The following is an 18,804-nucleotide window of genomic DNA, read 5'->3' as shown; positions in this document are numbered from 1 at the left end:
CTATTTTCAAGTTAAAAATTTTCGTGATTTTACGTTTACTTATCGTTCGGGGTTGTCAGTAATAAAAGAATAATTTTGTTTGCATTGTCCAATATTATGTGAGTGAAAGTGTTTTATTTTGCTTTTAGCCACAATTTATGCTTTTTTTATTGTGGAAGAAGCTTTCTTTACTGTTGTATTTTTCTTTAGAGCTGTTCTTTTAGCAGATACTTTTCTTGTTTTTGAAGAAGCAGATTCTTTAGCGGATAAGAGCTCTAATGCTTCTGAAAGTGTTATGTTAGCTGGATCTTTATCTTTTGGTAATGTTGCATTAATTTTTCCCCAATTAACATATGGACCATAACGTCCATCACGTACAGTAATCGATCCACCATCTGGGTGATCACCTAATATCGCTAATACGGAAGATACTGTTTTGCTTCGATTATCTTTATTTCCTTTTTGTTCAGCTAGCACTGTGACAGCACGATTAATGCCAATATCAAAGACGTCATCTACATTTGAAAGGGTTGCATATTTCCCGTCATGAGTGAGATAAGGACCATACCGTCCAATTGTAGCTGTGATCATTTGACCTGTTTCAGGATGAATTCCGACTTCACGCGGCAGAGACAATAAAGATAGGGCTTTATCAAGATTAACATTTTCTATTTTCCAGCCTTTTGGTAATCCCGAGCGCTTAGCTTCTTTTCCTTCACCAAGTTGAATATATGGACCAAAGCGGCCATTACGAAGAGAAATATCTTTTCCTGTTTCAGGATCAACACCGAGTATAACGGGTTCATCATTGTGTGCTGCTTCACGCTCTTCTCCTGCATCTGTACCAAGTTGTTTTGTATATTTACATTCAGGATAATTAGAACACCCAATAAATGCGCCATAACGACCTAATTTTAATGATAATTGGCCATGTATACAAAGAGAGCAAGAACGGGGATCGCTGCCATCTTCACGTGTAGGAAAAGCAAGGGGTGCTAATGTTGTGTTTAAAACATCAAGGACATTCGCTATACGCAATTCTTGAATATTGGTAACGGATGCATTAAATTCATCCCAAAAGTCACGTAAAACGTCTTTCCAAAAGAGTTTTCCGTCTGATATGAGGTCCAATTTTTCTTCAAGGTTTGCTGTGAAGCCATATTCTACATAGCGATTGAAAAAATTTTCAAGAAAAGCTGTAACAATGCGTCCTTTAGCATCAGGAGTAAGTTTTCGTTTATCAATGATAATATAGCCACGATCACAGAGTGTTGCTAATGTGGATGCGTAAGTTGAAGGTCGACCGATCCCTAGTTCTTCAAGCTTTTTAATTAATGAAGATTCAGAATAACGAGGAGGGGGTTCTGTGGTGTGTTGTACAGTTTCGACCTTTTCTTTTGTAAGCACTTCATTAACATTTATTGGGGGCAGGCATGTTAGATCATCTTCGTCACCGTTTATTTCATCGCGTTGATCGATATAGGCAGCAATAAAACCATCAAAACGTGTAACAGAACCTGTTGCTCGTAAATTTGCGTAATTTTCTTCTTGAACTGCTTTAATTTCAACAGTTGTACGTTCAATTTCAGCAGAACGCATCTGGCTGGCAATAGCGCGTTTCCATATTAATTCATACAGCTTTGCTTGATCATCATCGAGGAAATTGCGCACTTGATCGGGATGACGTTTAAAATCTGTTGGGCGAATGGCTTCATGTGCTTCTTGTGCGTTTTTTGCTTTTGTTGAATAAAAACGTGGCTTTTCAGGAAGATAGTTATTTCCAAAGGAATCACTGATTGCTCTTCGTGCTGAATCAATAGCCTCTGGGGCTATTTGCACGCCATCAGTACGCATATAGGTAATGAGTCCTGCTGTCTCACCATTCATTTCAACACCTTCATATAGTTTTTGAGCAATTTGCATGGTGCGAGAAGCTGAAAAATCTAATTTTGAAGAAGAAGCTTGCTGTAAAGTGGATGTTGTAAATGGTGGAGAAGGATTTCTTTTTGTTGGTTTCGCCTCAACACTTCGTGTGTGATACTCCGCTTTTTCCAACATAAGACGGATCTGATTTGCTTGTTCTTGAGATTGGATATCAAGTTTGCTTAGTTTTTTTTGATTAAATTCTATCAACCGTGCTTGAAATACATCATTTCTGAGGGTTTTTAAGTATGTTGTGATTGACCAATAATCTTCTTTAACAAAATGTTCTCTTTCTGATTCGCGATCACAAATAATACGTAAGGCAACTGATTGCACACGTCCAGCTGAACGTGCACCAGGTAATTTACGCCATAAAACAGGGGAAAGTGTAAAACCAACCAGATAATCAAGAGCACGGCGTGCAAGGTAAGCATCGACAAGAGATACATCAATATCCCGTGGATTATTCATAGCGTCAAGTACAGATTGTTTTGTAATTGCATTAAAAACGACCCGTTTAACAGGCTTATCATTTAAAATTTTTTTTTGGTTAAGAACATCAAGGATATGCCATGAAATAGCTTCCCCTTCACGATCAGGGTCAGTTGCCAAAATAAGGCTATTCGCTTCTTTAACAGCTTTTGCTATTTCATTTAAACGTTTTGCAGAAGCGGTATCAACATCCCATTTCATCGAAAAATCTTTATCAGGAAGAACAGAGCCATCTTTGGCAGATAAATCACGGACATGTCCAAATGATGCTATGACCTTATATTGAGATCCAAGATATTTATTAATTGTTTTTGCTTTGGCTGGAGATTCGACAATAACGATATCCATAATTTTATCCGAATGTTGAAATAGAAATTCTCTCTATAACTCTCTTTCAACTGAATAGCCAATGGCAATTGATCAAGAGTACATAAAAAAAATACATTATACAACTTTTGATTGTTATTATTTTAAATACACTTTATAAGAAATTTTAACAACTTATTTTCCACGGTTGATAAAAAGACATGCAGAAAAATACTAAAATAACATCTATTGAGAGATAGGGATAATGCTCAAGGATAGAAAATTATGTTAATAGATCATTTAAAAGTTATCCGCTATATTACAGATATGTCAAAGCAAATGAGCCATATGGCATATCAAGCTCATAGTCCGCTTTTGGCATTGCTTTTGGATATGGTAGCCAAAGAAGGGCAAAGTATTATTAACAATAATGAAGCTCTTGGGGAGGATTCTCAGTCGACAGTGACACATAACCGCCGGAGTGCCGAGTAAGTTTTCCAGCCAAGTCTAATTCAATCAATAAGAGATATAAGTTTTGTAAAGGAACACTTGAATGACTGCTTAATGTGTCTAAATCAATTGGAGTTGTTGAGAGAGCAGAAAGAATAGCTGCTCGTTCTGCATCATCTGCAAAGGGAGCTTTTGTATTAGGTTTAGGTAAGCTATGATTTTCTTGTTGTAATTGAATTGGATATGATTCCTCAAAAAAACTCAGCTGATAACCAGTATTGTTTGGAATTAAGGGGGTAAGTGCCTCTATGATATCAGAAGGATGTGTAATCAATAAGGCTCCTTCTTTGATAAGGTTGTTTGTACCAATTGACCTCGGATCAAGTGGAGAGCCGGGAATAGCAAAAATCAGTCGTCCTATTTCAACAGCTTGACGAGCTGTAATTAAAGATCCTGATCGCATAGCTGCTTCTACCACTAAAAGACCCAGTGATAACCCTGCAATAATGCGGTTTCTTCTTGGAAAATCGATAGCACGTGGTTTCCAACTAATTGGCATTTCACTGATAATGGCGCCACCATTATCGATAATATCATTATAAAGTTTTTTATTTTCTGAAGGATAAATGTGGTCGATTCCGCCAGCCATAACTGCAACTGTACCTGTTAATAAGCTTGTTTGATGAGCAATGCTATCAATACCACGTGCTAAGCCAGAAATAATTGCAAAACCAGTATTTCCAAGAAAATGAGAAAATTGAGTTGTTAGTTTTTGACCAGCAGCTGAAGCATTTCGAGAACCAACAACCCCAACAGAGGGTTTAGAAAAAACTGCAGCATTGCCTTTTATAGTAATAAGTGGCGGTGATGCCTCCATGGCTCTGAGAAATGGTGGATAACCTGGTTCATCCAAGCCGATAAACCGAATGCCTAATTTTTCGGCTTTATTCATTTCTTTTTCAGCATCTTCTAGTGTTGCTATGCGGATAGCTTTACCAAGGCCGCCCTTGTGACTAAGTTCAGGAAGTGCAGCTAAAGCATTTTCTGCTGTTTGATAATGATCAATTAAATTGCGAAAAGTAACAGCTCCAATATTCTCACTGCGTAATAACCGCAACCAGTTTAAACGTTGATGATCAGTAAGTTGGATCCCCTTATCCATTCCTTTTTTTGATGGTAACCTTTCTCTCTTCCCCAATTAATAATCTGCGAATATTTGCATGATGTTTGATAATCACAAGTATGCTCATTATTATTATTGTGCAATTAGTATAGAAGCAAGGAGAAGAAAAATAGACAAAAATTGGAACAGCAGTGACTGCAAAAAGTGCTGATAATGAGGACAAACGCTTAAATAAAAAGGATATTATCCAGACAAAGGTAAAGACAATTACTGCTGGCCAAAAAAGTCCTAAGCATACACCTAGATAAGTTGCAACGCCTTTACCACCTTTGAATTTGAGCCATATGGGGAAAAGATGACCCCAAAAAGCAAAAAATCCCGCTAAAACAGAAATAATATTGTTATCTATTGGATAGATTAAAAATTTTGCAATCCAGATAACAATAGTTCCCTTTAAAGTGTCGCAAAGAAGAGTTAGAGCAGCAATTTTTTTATGTCCTGTCCGTAAAACATTTGTAGTTCCAATATTTCCAGATCCAATGGTTCTCACATCACCAAGTTTAGCAAATCGTGTAAAAAGCAATCCAAATGGAATAGATCCTATAAAATAGGATATCAAAAGAAGAAAATATGCATAAAACTGAAAGAATATTTCAATCTGATTCATTGAGAATTTAATCCTATTTAGTGGTTAAGATTAAACACTGATTTACCTTTAACAAAGGTTTGAATTACACGTCCTTGAAAGCGTGTATTTTCAAAGGGTGTATTTTTTGAGCGTGAGTGCAATATATCTGGAGATAATACCCATGGTTCATCAAGATCAACCAAAATAAGATCTGCAGGAGCACCTTTCATAAGTGTTCCAGCATTTAAACCAAAAAGTTTTGCCGGTGCTGTTGATAAGAGTTCGATTAAACGTAAAAGAGATACGGATTTATTGTGGTACAAGCGTAAAGCTGCACTTAATAAAGTTTCCATTCCAATAGCGCCTGCTGCAGCGTCTTGAAAGGGTAAACGTTTTGTATCAACATCTTGAGGATCATGTGAAGAAACAATAACATCTATTGTTCCATCGTTTATTGCTTCAATCATTGCGATGCGATCTTCTTCTGAACGCAATGGAGGTATTAAACGAAAAAAAGTACGATATTCACCAATATCATTTTCATTAAGAGATAAATGATTAATTGATACACCCGCTGAAATTTTTGTATTATGTTGTTTTGCTAAACGAATAGCATCAGCAGACATAGCTGTTGATATTTGGGCAGCATGATACTTTACTTTTGTCAATGCAGCCAGTCGCAAATCTCTTTCCAAAGGGATGACTTCTGCTTCGCGAGGTACTCCAGAAAGACCAAGCCAACTTGCTAATAAGCCTTCATTCATAACACCTTGGCCAGTCAGGTCTTTATCTTGCGTTTCATGGATTAAAGCGACATCAAAGTCGCGAGCATAAGTCATTGCACGACGCATAACAGATGAATTCTGAAGAGTTTTTTTCCCCTCACTGAAGGCAATGACACCTGCATTTTTTAATAAGCCAAATTCAGCTATTTTTTGTCCATTTAGCCCTTGAGTGATAGCTGCCACAGGGTAAATATTGACCAATGACATTTCTCGTGCTGTCCGTATAATGAATTCGACAAGAGCTACATTATCAATGACTGGTTGTGTGTCTGGCATCATCAAAAAAGAGGTAATTCCTCCTGCTGCTGCTGCTTGACTTGCCGAAGCCATTGTTTCATGATGTTCAGCTCCTGGTTCACCAATAAAAACTCGAGCATCAACAAGTCCAGGTAAAATTGCTTTATTGCTTGCATCAATGATTTCTGCGCCTTCAGGTGTTCCCTGGTTGAGGGATTCTTTTCCAGAAACCGTAATGAGCCCATTTTCAATAATGACTGTGCCAATTTCATCGATCGCGCGTGAGGGATCAATAATACGGGCATTTTGGAAAACTATTGACCTTGTCATTTTTTTTCTCCATTGCAGCCATGGCGCGGATCCAGCAACGCTTCCATGATAGCCATGCGTACAGCTATTCCCATTTCTACTTGTGTATGGATCATACTGCGTGTTCCATCAGCTATATCAGAGGCAATTTCTATACCACGATTTATTGGGCCAGGATGCATGATAATGCAATCATTTTTAGCATGGATTAGATTTTCTTTATGTAAGCCGAAATGATAAAAATATTCACGGATGGAAGGAATAAAAGCACCTGCCATACGCTCAAGCTGTAAACGTAACATCATAACAACATCAACATCTTTAAGACCTTCTTGCATCGTATGAAAAACTTCCACGCCCATATTTTCAATTCCGGTAGGCAATAATGTTGAGGGTGCAACAACACGGACACGTGCCCCTAAAGTATTAAGACTAATGATATTGGAGCGTGCAACACGTGAATGCAAGATGTCGCCACAAATTGCAACAGTTAATCCTTCAATACGACCTTTTGTTCTTCTAATAGTAAGAGCATCTAATAAAGCTTGTGTTGGATGTTCATGTGCTCCGTCACCTGCATTAATTACGCAACAGTCAATTTTTTGAGCTAAAAGGGAAGCAGCTCCAGCGCAATTGTGGCGAATAACGAGTATATCAGGCTTCATTGCGTTAAGGGTTGTTGCTGTATCAATTAACGTTTCTCCTTTTTTTACAGATGAATTGCTGATGATCATGTTCATCACATCTGCTCCTAACCGCTTCCCGGCTAGTTCAAATGAGGATTGTGTTCGTGTAGAAGCTTCAAAGAAGAGATTAATTTGAGTACGTCCATACAAGGTAGATTTCTTTTTATCATTTTTGGGGGAAAGAGTAACATTCGCATCTGCACGATCAAGTAATGTAGTAAGGTCTTGTAAAGTTAAACCCTTAATACCTAAGAGATGTCGATGGAGAAAAATTGGAAATGGAGTATTTTGAGTCATCGTATTCTTTTCTATAACTCTCTTAAGAGCGTTAATAAGCATTTTTTTGAATGTAACAAATGTTTTTAATTGCGAAAAGATAAATAGTTTATGATGCAAATGATTCGAATAAGGAATAATACATATGAATGATCCATTTATGCACAGTGGTCGCCGAAAAAATGCATTTTTTAGTGATACACTTATGTTTCGTGTTGCATCTACTCTTCCTGAATCTTTATTAGAGAATTTTCAAGAAGTTGGGGCTTTTGTAACGAGCCGTGAAGCATGGGATCTTTCTCGTTTGGCAAATCGCTATCGGCCAGTGTTGCACCGTAATGACGAGTGGGGTCAACTAATAGAGCAATTGGAGATGCATCCATCTTACTATACTCTGCAACGATATTCGAGGCAGATGGGGTTGGTTTCTTCACTTTGGGAAAATACAACTGTAGAGAATGGTGTGCGTTACCAAGCACGTGCTATTCGCTTAGCTTTATCTGCTGGTTTGGAGACCGGACATTTAAATGAGGTTGTTATAACAAGTGCAGCTATTGCCGTATTAGTTGGTAACTCTGAATTATTTAAAAGGTGGCAAAATGTTCTTTTATCACGTCAGTGTGATTTTTCTTCTAAGCCTATTCATCATAAAAAGGGAGCTTCTCTTACCTGCGCTTTTGATGATATTGAAGAAAGTAGAAAACATTTTTCCAGTTTTTCAACGGCACAAAAAATTTCTTTTGATGAAAAGATTGGTTGTGATTTATACAATTTAAATCTTACAAAGACCAATGTTATTAATCCAATAGTTGACGGATATCTTGTTAGTGCAGAAATAGATGGTCGTTTGAATTGCTTTTTCGTTCCTCGCTTACAAGAAAATGGTGAATTAAACGGTATCATATCAATCCGTCATTTAATGCAGCGCTCTGGAGAGCATTCAGTACCAGAAGGAAGTGTTGATTTTCAAAATTCTTATGGTTGGCTTTTAGGCAATATTGGAGAAGGCACAAAAATAATCCAAGATGTCGAAACCATGATGCGTTTCGATCAGTCTGTGATATCAGCAGGTGTTTTGCGGGCAGCACTTCAATTCGGTATAGATTTTTTTCGACAAAAAATGCCAAATCAACCTTTACCACCATTAACAGAGCGTATTTTTTCTGACATCGCACTTGATATTGCTGCCTCACAAGCCTTGGTTTTTCGTTTAGCATGGGCGTTTGATAATGCGGCTAATGATCGCTCTGAAGCAGCTTTTGCACATATTATGACACCCATTGTTGCGTATCATGTAAGCCAATTGGTTGTTCCGATTATTGGTGAAATTATTGCACAGCTCGGTTTAGAAAGCTTTATAGAAGGCAATCCATTATCACAAATGTTGCGTGATGGATCTGCAAGGATGCTAAGGAATAATAATGCTAATCAATTAGTGAAGGATGCAATTCTCATAGCTAATAAAGCACCTGGATTATTTCAAAAATTATTAGAAAAAATTGCAACGGATATTGGTCCAGCAGGCCCAAAGGCTATTGAAATTATCAAATCTGCTGCACAGATGGCTTCAACAAATGAAGGAGCAGGTAGATTTTTTGTTGAGCAAGTGGCATACGCAGGAGCTGCTGCATCATTACGTCGCAAAGAAATGGATTATGTTGTTAATGCTTATATGGAAAGCCGCCTTGGAGGGCAATGGAGATCATCTTATGGTATGATGATTGCACGATATAATCCATCAGAACTACTAAATATCCTTTATCCTTCTGTATGATTATGACGGAGTATTTGAATTCTGTCGAGCGCACCTTGTAGTATAAAAGCAGCGGCAGCTGAATCAATACGGTTTTCTCGTTTAGTGCGTGATACATCCATTTCTAAAAGATGACGTTGTGCTGCAATTGTTGATAATCGTTCATCCCAAAAAATAAATGGAATTTTTGTGTACATTGCTATATTACTGACAAAAGTTCGAGTAGTTTGAGCACGAGGACCATTGCTTCCATCCATGTTGATCGGTAAACCAATGATAACAACACCTACATTTTCATAATCAAAAATTTTTATAAGTGTTAAGGCATCTAACGTAAATTTTTTTCGCTGAATAACAGGACGCGGATTTGAAAAGGTTAAACTGATATCAGAAATAGCGATTCCAATGGTCTTGGTTCCCAAATCCAAACCTGCTATTGTTTGCTTAGATAAGAGATGTGAAATAACTCTGTCTATAGTAATAATAGCCATGTGATTTGATTTTATGTTTGTAGTTCTTTAATATTTTAGATTCGTATTTATAATGAAGTTTTGATACAAATATCAATATTTTTATGCTTATAGATGCGAACTTGATATAACTAAATGAAAATATGAATAAATTAATATCAGAATGAAATTCGAATAGAGAAATAATATGTCTGTAGATGATAAAACGATTAAGCGGATAGCGCATTTAGCGCGTATTGCTATCCATGACAATGAGACAGAGCGTATAACAAAAAAGCTTAATGCTGTTTTAGATTTAGCAAAACAACTTGATGAAATTGATGTTACAGGAGTTGATCCATTAATATCAGTGGTTCCAATGACTTTACGAATGCGTGAAGATAGTATCACAGATGGTAATAAGGCCGCGGATATTGTGGCAAATGCACCTGTAACAGAAGAAAATTTTTTTCTTGTTTCAAAAATTGTCGAATAATTTTTTATACACTGAGAATCAATATGACCGATTTAACAATGTTAACAATTGCACAGGCTCGTGATTCCTTAAAAAAAGGCGATTTCAAGGCAACTGAGTTAACAGAAGCTTATTTGCAAGCAATTGAGTTAGCTAATCCAATTTTGAATGCTTATGTAGCAGTAACAGCAGAACAAGCAATGAGAATGGCTGCTGAATCAGATAATCGTCTTGCTAAAGGAGAGGCTGGTATTTTAGAAGGAATTCCACTAGGAATTAAAGATCTTTTTGCAACATATGATGTACATACTCAGGGGTGTTCATATATCCTTGATGGTTTTAAACCAAAGTATGAATCGACAGTAACTGCTAATTTATGGAAAGATGGAGCGGTTATGTTGGGCAAACTTAATATGGATGAGTTTGCTATGGGATCATCCAATGAGACATCATATTATGGGCCAGTTATCAATCCATGGCGTAAAAAAGGATCGGATGAAAAGCTTGTTCCTGGTGGCTCTTCAGGTGGTTCTTCAGCTGCTGTTGCAGCACGACTTTGCGCAGGCGCAACAGCTACCGATACTGGTGGATCAATACGTCAACCGGCAGCTTTTACTGGTACGGTAGGGATTAAACCAACTTATGGGCGTTGTTCACGGTGGGGAACTATAGCTTATGCTTCATCATTAGATCAAGCAGGGCCTATTGGACGGGATGTTCGAGATTGCGCAATTATGCTCAGATCAATGGCTTCCTTTGATAAAAAAGATTCAACTTCTGTTGATTTACCAATACCCGATTATGAAAAATACATTGGTCAATCAATCAAAGGAATGAAAGTTGGTATCCCAAAAGAATATTGTCTTGAAGGGATATCTACTGAAGTTATTGAGCTTTGGCAAAAAGGAATGGATTTATTAAAAGAAGCAGGAGCAGAGATTGTTAATATTTCGTTGCCTCATGCAAAGTACGCCTTACCTTCCTATTACATTGTGGCTTCTGCAGAAGCATCTTCTAATTTAGCTCGCTATGATGGTGTTCGCTTTGGACTTCGTATACCAGGGAAAGACATTATTGAAATGTATGAGAAGACACGCTCAGCTGGTTTTGGTGATGAAGTTAAGCAGCGTATTTTGATTGGAACCTATGTTCTTTCGTCAGGATATTACGATGCTTATTATCTTAAAGCTCAAAAAGCAAGAACATTGATTAAGAATGATTTTGATCAATGTTTTGCTACTGGTGTTGATGCAATTCTTACGCCTGCAACACCGACACCAGCTTTTGGCCTTGCTGATGAAAAAATAAAAAATGATTCTATAGCGATGTATTTTAATGACATTTTTACCGTACCAGTTAATATGGTGGGTTTGCCAGGAGTTTCTGTGCCTGCAGGTTTATCATCAAGTGGTTTGCCGCTAGGATTGCAATTAATTGGAAAGCCTTTTACTGAAGAAGTCATTCTTCAGATAGCGTATATTATAGAACAGGCTGTAGGAACATTCAGTGCTGAAAAGTGGTGGCCATAAAGATAGACCCTATAAAAAATATTTGGGAAATCTTTTTATATGCTAACTGTATATCTTTAAGTTCGAGCTTCCTTAATGCATTTAACTAATTAACGGAGGCAAATATCAATTAATAGGATTATTTGCTGAAGAATTTGATTTTCTATAAGTAAATTATCATAGCTTTTGTGATAAAAGTGTTATCAATTGCAGAGCTGAAATCTTCAGGAGCTTGTCTTGAACTTCATTATTATGCGAGTTAAATACTATAAATCAGTTACTGTATGAAGTTCTTTATGTCTTCTTTGAATTAAACAAAGCATATGATTAAGCATTATTATGAAGTGGGATGACCAATATAGGGACAGTTTTATCTTGGGTCTTGCTGTTAATATGAGAGCAATGTTCACTTAACATTGAGAGAATTAATTTGTAGAATTTAAATTCACGGGGTTACGTTTAGTTATGATGATTAAGAATACATTGAAGAATCATTCCCCGTTGGAAGACGATTTTGAGGGGTACCGTGAGATTGTTGAAATTTCTGGTATCATTAAATGGTTTGATAGCAGTAAGGGATATGGGTTTGTTACACCTGATTTTCCTAAACTTCCCGATATATTATTACATATTAGTGTGCTGCAGCGAGACGGTTTTCAAACGACTTTGGAGGGTGCTAAGGTTGTTTGTTCTGTAAAAAAAACTAAACGAGGATTAAAATGTATCCAAGTGAAGTCTATTGATTTATCATCGGCTGTTCATCCATCAGAAATTCCGGTGCGTACACATATTACGGTTGCTCCTGAAAGTGGTTTGGAGCGTGCAATCGTTAAGTGGTTTATCGCGATAAAGGATTTGGCTTCCTTAGTCGAGGACAGGGAACAGAGGATATTTTTATTCATATGGAAACATTGCGTCGTTTTGGTTTAACAGAACTACGTGCTGGCCAAGTTGTTATTGTGCGTTTTGGTAAAGGGAAAAAGGGGTTGATGACAGCAGAAATTTATCCCGATATAGTACTTCCATTTTCTACGCATTAATAAACTATAGGGTAGCTTTCTATTTTATCGTTATTTTTAATTTTTATTTCTTTTATTGTTTCACGAAAAATTTAAAATCCTAAATGATCAAGAGTAAAATGTTAAAATTTTTTAAAAAAATAATTTTTTTTGTCTTTTTTATAGAAATAAATACAGCTTTAGCACAAAAGCCTATACAGATTCCTATTGATTTGATTCCTTTAAAAATAAAGACGGAGCAGGGGACTATTTTTTATGAAGTAGAGCTTGCCTTTTCTCCAGTTCAATCAAAGGCGGGTTTGATGTATCGTACTCATTTTCCTCGTAACCGTGCAATGTTATTCAAAAATTTGATGAATAATGAGCAAATTTTTATGTGGATGGCTAATACGCCTTTATCTTTGGATATGATTTTTTTAAATTCTGAAGGGGGTGTTGTTTCCATTTTTGAAAAACTTTCTCCATTCTCAACAGATATAATTTCATCAAAAGTGCCTGCAACTTTTGCTATTGAAATTAATGCTGGTGAAGTTTTTGAGAAAAAAATACAAAAAGGACAGCGTGTTATTCATCCTGCTATTTGTGGGAAATGTGAAAGTAATTAAAGGATAAAGGATGGCAGTAGAAAATATTCGTTTTTTTGAACATGATGGTTTGCGGTTTGCTTACTATGAAGAAGGGCAAGGAGCACCTATTTTATTGATTCACGGTTTTGGATCCTCTGCACGTATCAATTGGTATGAAACAGGTTGGTTTTCTTGTCTTATTGAAGCAGGTTATCGTGTTATTGCTCTTGATAATCGTGGACATGGTGATTCAGACAAAAGTTATAATCCTTCATTTTATACGCCGCAATTGATGGCGAGTGATGCTGCTAAATTACTTCAGCATTTAGAATTATCTAAAGCTCATGTTATGGGATACTCCATGGGTGCGCGCATTAGTGCATTTATGGCTCTTTTATATCCAACATATGTGCATAGTGTTGTTTTTGGTGGCTTAGGTATAGGTATGGTAACAGGAGCAGGAAGTTGGGAACCTGTTGCAGAAGCTCTTTTAGCAAAAGATGTTTCAACTATTACAAATTCGCGTGGTTTAATGTTTCGTAGATTTGCAGATAAAAATAAAAGTGATAAACATGCTTTGGCAGCATGTATCATGACATCAAAACAAAAATTAACAAAATGTGAAATTTCTCAGATTAAACAACCCTCACTCGTTGCAGTTGGTTCACTGGATGAAATTGGTGGTGAAGCGAAACCATTAGCGGCTTTATTACCAAATGGCGAAGCATTACAAATTCCTAATCGAAATCATATGCTTGCTGTGGGAGATAAGATGTATAAAAAAAGCGTTATCGATTTTCTTGCTCGTTTTCCTATTATTTGACCTGTGATTTATAAAGTCTAAAAATATTTAATTAAATTTTGCAGACTTTGAAAAAATTTTTTCCAATCTTTACAGAATCATAGGAGTAGCTTATCTGCCAACAAGGAATTAGTTATTAATCTTTAAATTCAGGAGAGCACGGGTGAATGCTGATGAAATAAAAAAACTTGATAATTATTTTAAAACGATCTTCCAAAATTCAGCATTGCAGGTAAAAGCGCGGCCGAAAAAAGATGATTCTTGTGAAGTTTATATCCGAGATGAGTTTTTAGGTATTATTTATCGAGATGAGGATGAAGATGAACTATCCTACAATTTTTCGATGGCTATATTGGATGTAGATTTAGAAAATTAATGTATGTATAATTGGATAAAGCTTTTTTCTTTATTTAATTTTATATAAGTTTCAGTGCTTTAAAGCTTATATAATCATTACGTGCGATAATGAGATGGTCATGGAGAGTGATATCTAATGCATTGGCTACATCCTTCAATCTATACGTCATTGATATGTCTTCTTGGGAAGGAGAAGCATCACCTGAAGGATGATTGTGAACTAAGATAATTCCTGATGCAGATAATTCTAGAGCTCGAGATACGACCTCACGGGGATAAACAGGGGTGCGGTCAATAGTTCCAGTTTGTTGCACTTCATCGGAAAGAAGACCATGCTTTTTATCAAGAAATAAAATACGAAATTGTTCGCGTGTTTCATGAGCCATAACAGCTTTGCAATAAGCTAACACTTTATCCCATGATGAAAAAATATCACGTTTAGATAATTGTGCACGAGCAAAACGTCCTGCAACTGCTGAAATGATTTTTAAATCTATTGCAGACGCTGGACCACATCCTTCAATTTCTTGAAGTCTATGAATATCAGCTCCCAAAACATCGGCTAACGAACCAAAACGCTCTATTAAGTTTTTAGCAATTGGTTTGGTGTCTGCACGAGGAATAGTACGAAAAAGCAATAATTCAAGATACTCATAATCTTCGATTGCATTGCCTTTCGTATTTAAAAATCGTTTACGAAGACGTTCACGATGCCCTTGATAATGATTATTTATTGGTAAAGTTTTTTTCTTACGTTTTTCGTTTTTTGTATTTGTTGTCGGGCCATGCAGAACATTTGGTATGTGTTCAAAATGATCGCTTTGAGCAGATTCATTTTTATTTGTTTTTTTGGCCATGATATTTCTACATTTATTTAGGCATATGAATTAGGAACATAAAAAATATTTTTGGGAGATTGAGTAAATATTTCGCATCCTTGATCTGTTACACCGATTGTATGTTCATATTGCGCACTAAGAGAGCGATCACGTGTAACAGCAGTCCAACCATCAGATAAAATTTTAACTTGTGGTTTACCTAAGTTAATCATGGGTTCAATTGTGAATATCATGCCTTGTTTAAGCTCTTCGCCTTCTCCTGGATTTCCGTAATGAAGAATATTAGGTGCATCATGAAAAAGTTGACCGATTCCATGACCACAAAAATCTCTTACAACTGAACATCGTTCAGATTCTGCGTAACGCTGAATGGTTGCACCAATATCACCTGTGGTTGCTCCAGGTTTTACGGCTTCAATTCCTCTCATAAGGCATTCATGAGTTACTTCTAGTAATCGTTCTGCAGCGCGCTTAACTTTTCCAACAGGATACATGCGGCTTGAATCTCCATGCCAACCATTCAGAATGAATGTTACATCGACATTGACGATATCACCTTCCTGTAAAGATTTTTTATTTGGTATACCATGGCAGACAACATGATTGATAGATGTGCAGCATGAGTGGCTATATCCGCGATAATTTAGGTCTGCTGGTAGGGCACCTCGCTCCACTCCAAAAATGAAAATAAAATCATCAATTTCTTGTGTTGTAATACCAGGTTTTATGATATCTGTGAGCTCATCAAGACATTCTGCAGCAATCTGACCCACTTTACGCATTTCAGCAAAAGCATAATCATCAAAAATACGAATTTTCCCATTAAATTTTAGAGGTGTTTCATTGTATTCAATATAATCAACCATTTTTTGCTTTCGCTTAATGAATCAGAAAGATACTTTTCTACATTTACCTGACATTTTATAGCATAAAATTCCACTCTTGATTTTAAGATTTTATCAGATTTACATTTATAAATAGGATTAAAATTATAGCAAATAGATAAGTGTTGAGTGATTTTTTCGCTAAATTATGTTTGTTTTGATGTCAGGAAATTTTGCTCGTCCTTTTTGGTAAATGAGATAAATATTTTTTATTTCCAGATAATATTAGGGAGGGATATCATTGCGTAGAAGAAAATCAATATATGATTGAGTTTAAAAAAATAACGGTAAAAATTATTCTGTACAAAAATTGGTGAAATGATGGCTGAAACAAATAGAAATAGTAAAAATATGATGGGTGCTCCAGTCATTGTCTTAGTTGAACCGCAATTACCTGAAAACATTGGCATGGTAGCAAGAGCAATGGCAAATTTTGGGCTATCTGACTTGCGTTTAATCAATCCTCGAGAAACATTTCCAAATGATAAAGCTAAAGCTGCGGCTAGCAAAGCGGATCACATAATAGATAATGCTTTGGTTTTTAATACATTACATGATGCAATTGCAGATTTACATTATATTTTTGGCACAACAGCGCGTAAAAGATATGGCTTTAAAACTATCAAAAGTGCTGTAGAAGCAGCAAGTATTTTACGTCAGCATGAAAACATCGGATATAAAACAGGTATTTTATTTGGAAGAGAAAGATGGGGCTTAAAAAATGATGAAATCAGCCTTGTGAATGAAATTGTTACTTTTCCAGTTAATCCTGCTTTTTCATCACTCAATATTGCACAAGCTGTCTTATTAATGTCTTATGAGTGGATGAAATCAGGTTTAGAGAATGTGAGTGATACAGTTTTTCGTGCAAAAGAGATGAAGTTGGCTGATAGAGAAACACTTCATGGTCTTTTATTTCAGTTAGAGGACGCTTTAGATGTTCGTGGATATTTTAGGCCGCAAGAGCGTAAAGAGATAATGGTTTCAAATATACGTTCTGTTTTTATACGCGCTAATTTTAGTGAATCTGAGGTTAGATTATTACGTGGAATTGTATCTTCATTAAATCATTTTTCTCCTAAATTTCCACGGGGTAGTGGTGCACCTGTAGAGCGCGATCGTAAAAAATCAAAAAAATGTGAATACTGATGAGTGAGAAACCAGTTATTTTTTTTGATAGTGGTATTGGTGGATTAACTGTATTGAAAGAAGCACGCATCCTTATTCCTGAATTTCAATTTATTTATGTTGCTGATGATGCAGGATTCCCTTATGGTGCATGGAAAGAAGATGCCTTAAAAGGTCGTATTTTGAAAATTTTTACAAATCTTCTAAAATTGTATACTCCTGCTTTATGTGTGATTGCTTGTAATACAGCTTCTACACTCATGATATCAGATTTACGACAAGAATTTCCTCATATTCCTTTCGTAGGAACTGTTCCTGCGATTAAATCTGCAGCTGCACAAACAAAATCTGGTTTAATTTCAGTTTTGGCAACTCCTGGAACAGTTAAGCGAGCATATACACATGAATTAATTAGTTCTTTTGCTAATCAATGCCATGTAGAATTGATTGGAAGCAAAAAACTTGCTACATTTTCTGAAAATTATTTACGTGGTTATCCTATTGATTACGAAGAATTGCGTCACGAAATTTTGCCGTGCTTTATTGAGAAAAATGGAAAATATACTGACGTTATTGTTTTAGCTTGTACGCATTATCCTTTTTTGATCAACTTATTTCATAAGCAGGCTTTATGGTCAGTCAATTGGATTGATCCAGCAAAAGCTATAGCTAAACATACAAGATCGTTGTTGCTAGAAATAATGCAAAATAAAAGCTCAAAGAAGAATATTAAAAATTATGCTTTGTTTACATCACAAAATATAGACTTTGTAACTGAGCATTTACTGCAAAGATTTAATCTCAATATAATGAAGGGAGTTGACTTTGAAGTATGAGATGAATAGAAGGAAAATAGCTATTTTTCTTTTAAGAAAATAGCATTCACTAACGTGTCCCGTGGATAGCTTTTTGAATTATGAAATAAGCTATTCTGTCAGTCTTCATTTTTGAAGGCAGAGGAGGGTGCGTTTCCTTAAGATTAAATTTTTAATCTTCTTTTTATTTAAAGGAAATGCGATGAGTAAGCGCGAATCAGCAAAATATAAAATTGACCGCCGTATGGGAGAAAATATCTGGGGTCGTCCGAAGTCTCCAGTTAATCGCCGTGAATATGGCCCTGGTCAGCATGGTCAACGCCGTAAAGGAAAACTTTCTGATTATGGTGTGCAGTTATGTGCTAAGCAGAAGTTGAAGGGTTTTTATGGCGATATCTCAGAAAAACAATTTCGTAAAATTTATCAAGAAGCCGTTCGTCGTCGTGGGGATACTGGTGAAAATCTCATCGGTCTTTTAGAATCACGTTTAGATGCGATTGTTTATCGTTCAAAATTTGTACCTACTATTTTTGCTTCTCGTCAATTTATTAATCACGGTCATATAAATGTGAATGGTCGACGCACAAATATTCAATCGTATTGTTGTAAACCAGGTGATGTTATCGAAGTACGAGAAAAGTCAAAGCAGCTTCTTTTGGTTTTGGAGGCTACGCAACTAAATGAGCGTGATGTTCCTGATTATATTGAGGTTGATCATAGCAAGATGAAGGCAACTTTTGTCCGTATTCCTGCTTTTTCAGATGTTCCTTATGCGGTTCAGATGGAACCTAATTTGGTTGTTGAGTTTTATTCTCGTTAATTACCTTATACGAGATATTATTTTTTGTTTTATTTATGCCAAAGACATTGTTTTCTTTGCTTTGTAAGCAGATGAGTAATGTCTTTGACAGAATGTTTTATACGAAGAGAATCTTTGTTATTTTTTGATATACAGAGTATATAGTTCGTCTCTTATTTAATTCAATTTTAGACTGTAATTTAACGTAGATTGAAA

The 18,804-nt window shown here is 36.1% G+C and carries 18 protein-coding genes and 1 pseudogene; 11 read left to right on the top strand and 8 right to left on the bottom strand.

What is annotated here, in order from left to right; all coding sequences use genetic code 11:
• Window positions 1-135: 135 nt before the first annotated feature.
• Window positions 136-2,742, bottom strand: coding sequence for a type I DNA topoisomerase (gene topA / locus H710_RS04580; RefSeq protein ID WP_041849652.1), 2,607 nt, complete (start codon window positions 2,740-2,742; stop codon window positions 136-138).
• 243 nt (window positions 2,743-2,985) lie between these two features.
• Between topA and H710_RS06490 the strand changes: the two genes are divergently transcribed.
• Window positions 2,986-3,192 (top strand): hypothetical protein, encoded by a 207-nt coding sequence (locus H710_RS06490; protein WP_080772765.1) that lies wholly within the window; start codon window positions 2,986-2,988, stop codon window positions 3,190-3,192.
• Here H710_RS06490 and dprA read toward each other — a convergent pair.
• The 4 genes from dprA to H710_RS04560 are packed head-to-tail and all read right to left on the bottom strand — an operon-like array spanning window position 3,122 to window position 7,215.
• Window positions 3,122-4,312 carry a DNA-processing protein DprA gene (gene dprA / locus H710_RS04575; protein WP_041849651.1) on the bottom strand — a complete coding sequence of 397 codons (1,191 nt, stop codon included), beginning with the start codon at window positions 4,310-4,312 and terminating at the stop codon, window positions 3,122-3,124. The two genes, H710_RS06490 and dprA, sit on opposite strands and share 71 nt — an antisense overlap.
• A complete protein-coding gene (gene plsY / locus H710_RS04570; RefSeq protein WP_041849650.1) occupies window positions 4,305-4,940 on the bottom strand; it encodes a glycerol-3-phosphate 1-O-acyltransferase PlsY in 636 nt (211 codons plus the stop codon). The genes dprA and plsY overlap by 8 nt, the downstream gene beginning before the upstream one ends.
• Window positions 4,941-4,957: 17 nt before the next feature.
• On the bottom strand, window positions 4,958-6,253 hold the full coding sequence (locus H710_RS04565) for a dihydroorotase (RefSeq protein ID WP_041849649.1): 1,296 nt from the start codon (window positions 6,251-6,253) through the stop codon (window positions 4,958-4,960).
• Complete coding sequence (locus H710_RS04560) at window positions 6,250-7,215, bottom strand: aspartate carbamoyltransferase catalytic subunit (protein ID WP_041849648.1); 966 nt, start codon at window positions 7,213-7,215, stop codon at window positions 6,250-6,252. The genes H710_RS04565 and H710_RS04560 overlap by 4 nt, the downstream gene beginning before the upstream one ends.
• A gap of 124 nt (window positions 7,216-7,339) precedes the next feature.
• On the opposite strand from H710_RS04560, the gene H710_RS04555 reads away from it, so the two are divergent.
• Window positions 7,340-8,968 (top strand): acyl-CoA dehydrogenase family protein, encoded by a 1,629-nt coding sequence (locus H710_RS04555; protein WP_041849647.1) that lies wholly within the window; start codon window positions 7,340-7,342, stop codon window positions 8,966-8,968.
• On the opposite strand, the gene ruvX is transcribed toward H710_RS04555, so the two are convergent.
• A complete protein-coding gene (gene ruvX, locus H710_RS04550) occupies window positions 8,953-9,438 on the bottom strand; it encodes a Holliday junction resolvase RuvX (RefSeq protein ID WP_041849646.1) in 486 nt (161 codons plus the stop codon). The two genes, H710_RS04555 and ruvX, sit on opposite strands and share 16 nt — an antisense overlap.
• 166 nt (window positions 9,439-9,604) lie before the next feature.
• On the opposite strand from ruvX, the gene gatC reads away from it, so the two are divergent.
• The 6 genes and pseudogenes from gatC to H710_RS04520 all read left to right on the top strand — a co-directional run bounded on the left by gatC (window position 9,605) and on the right by H710_RS04520 (window position 14,142).
• On the top strand, window positions 9,605-9,892 hold the full coding sequence (gene gatC, locus H710_RS04545; protein WP_041849645.1) for an Asp-tRNA(Asn)/Glu-tRNA(Gln) amidotransferase subunit GatC: 288 nt from the start codon (window positions 9,605-9,607) through the stop codon (window positions 9,890-9,892).
• A 23-nt stretch (window positions 9,893-9,915) separates the two neighbouring features.
• Window positions 9,916-11,400 carry an Asp-tRNA(Asn)/Glu-tRNA(Gln) amidotransferase subunit GatA gene (gene gatA / locus H710_RS04540; protein WP_041849644.1) on the top strand — a complete coding sequence of 495 codons (1,485 nt, stop codon included), beginning with the start codon at window positions 9,916-9,918 and terminating at the stop codon, window positions 11,398-11,400.
• A 444-nt stretch (window positions 11,401-11,844) separates the two neighbouring features.
• Window positions 11,845-12,419, top strand: a pseudogene (locus H710_RS04535) (cold-shock protein).
• A gap of 98 nt (window positions 12,420-12,517) precedes the next feature.
• Complete coding sequence (locus H710_RS04530) at window positions 12,518-13,003, top strand: DUF192 domain-containing protein (protein ID WP_041849643.1); 486 nt, start codon at window positions 12,518-12,520, stop codon at window positions 13,001-13,003.
• Window positions 13,004-13,013: 10 nt separating this feature from the next.
• Window positions 13,014-13,787 carry an alpha/beta fold hydrolase gene (locus H710_RS04525; RefSeq protein ID WP_041849642.1) on the top strand — a complete coding sequence of 258 codons (774 nt, stop codon included), beginning with the start codon at window positions 13,014-13,016 and terminating at the stop codon, window positions 13,785-13,787.
• A gap of 142 nt (window positions 13,788-13,929) precedes the next feature.
• The gene (locus H710_RS04520; RefSeq protein ID WP_005767176.1) at window positions 13,930-14,142 is read left to right on the top strand and encodes a DUF3126 family protein; all 213 of its coding nucleotides are present in this window, start codon (window positions 13,930-13,932) and stop codon (window positions 14,140-14,142) included.
• Window positions 14,143-14,182: 40 nt separating this feature from the next.
• On the opposite strand, the gene radC is transcribed toward H710_RS04520, so the two are convergent.
• Both radC and map read right to left on the bottom strand, forming a co-directional pair.
• Window positions 14,183-14,980, bottom strand: a complete 798-nt coding sequence (radC, locus tag H710_RS04515) for a RadC family protein (RefSeq protein ID WP_041849641.1) — start codon at window positions 14,978-14,980, stop codon at window positions 14,183-14,185.
• 17 nt (window positions 14,981-14,997) lie between these two features.
• Window positions 14,998-15,828: a type I methionyl aminopeptidase gene (gene map, locus H710_RS04510; protein ID WP_041849640.1), complete on the bottom strand. Its 831-nt coding sequence runs from the start codon at window positions 15,826-15,828 to the stop codon at window positions 14,998-15,000.
• Window positions 15,829-16,167: 339 nt separating this feature from the next.
• Between map and H710_RS04505 the strand changes: the two genes are divergently transcribed.
• From H710_RS04505 to rpsD, 3 genes are all read left to right on the top strand, one after another.
• Window positions 16,168-16,995 (top strand): RNA methyltransferase, encoded by an 828-nt coding sequence (locus H710_RS04505; protein WP_041849684.1) that lies wholly within the window; start codon window positions 16,168-16,170, stop codon window positions 16,993-16,995.
• Window positions 16,995-17,810 (top strand): glutamate racemase, encoded by an 816-nt coding sequence (murI, locus tag H710_RS04500; RefSeq protein WP_041849639.1) that lies wholly within the window; start codon window positions 16,995-16,997, stop codon window positions 17,808-17,810. The genes H710_RS04505 and murI overlap by 1 nt, the downstream gene beginning before the upstream one ends.
• A gap of 181 nt (window positions 17,811-17,991) precedes the next feature.
• Complete coding sequence (rpsD, locus tag H710_RS04495; protein ID WP_041849638.1) at window positions 17,992-18,609, top strand: 30S ribosomal protein S4; 618 nt, start codon at window positions 17,992-17,994, stop codon at window positions 18,607-18,609.
• Window positions 18,610-18,804: the final 195 nt, after the last annotated feature.

The organism is Bartonella bacilliformis Ver097, from assembly GCF_000709795.1.
GTDB classification, from domain to species: domain Bacteria; phylum Pseudomonadota; class Alphaproteobacteria; order Rhizobiales; family Rhizobiaceae; genus Bartonella; species Bartonella bacilliformis_A.
This window is presented reverse-complemented; position numbering and strand designations above follow the sequence as displayed.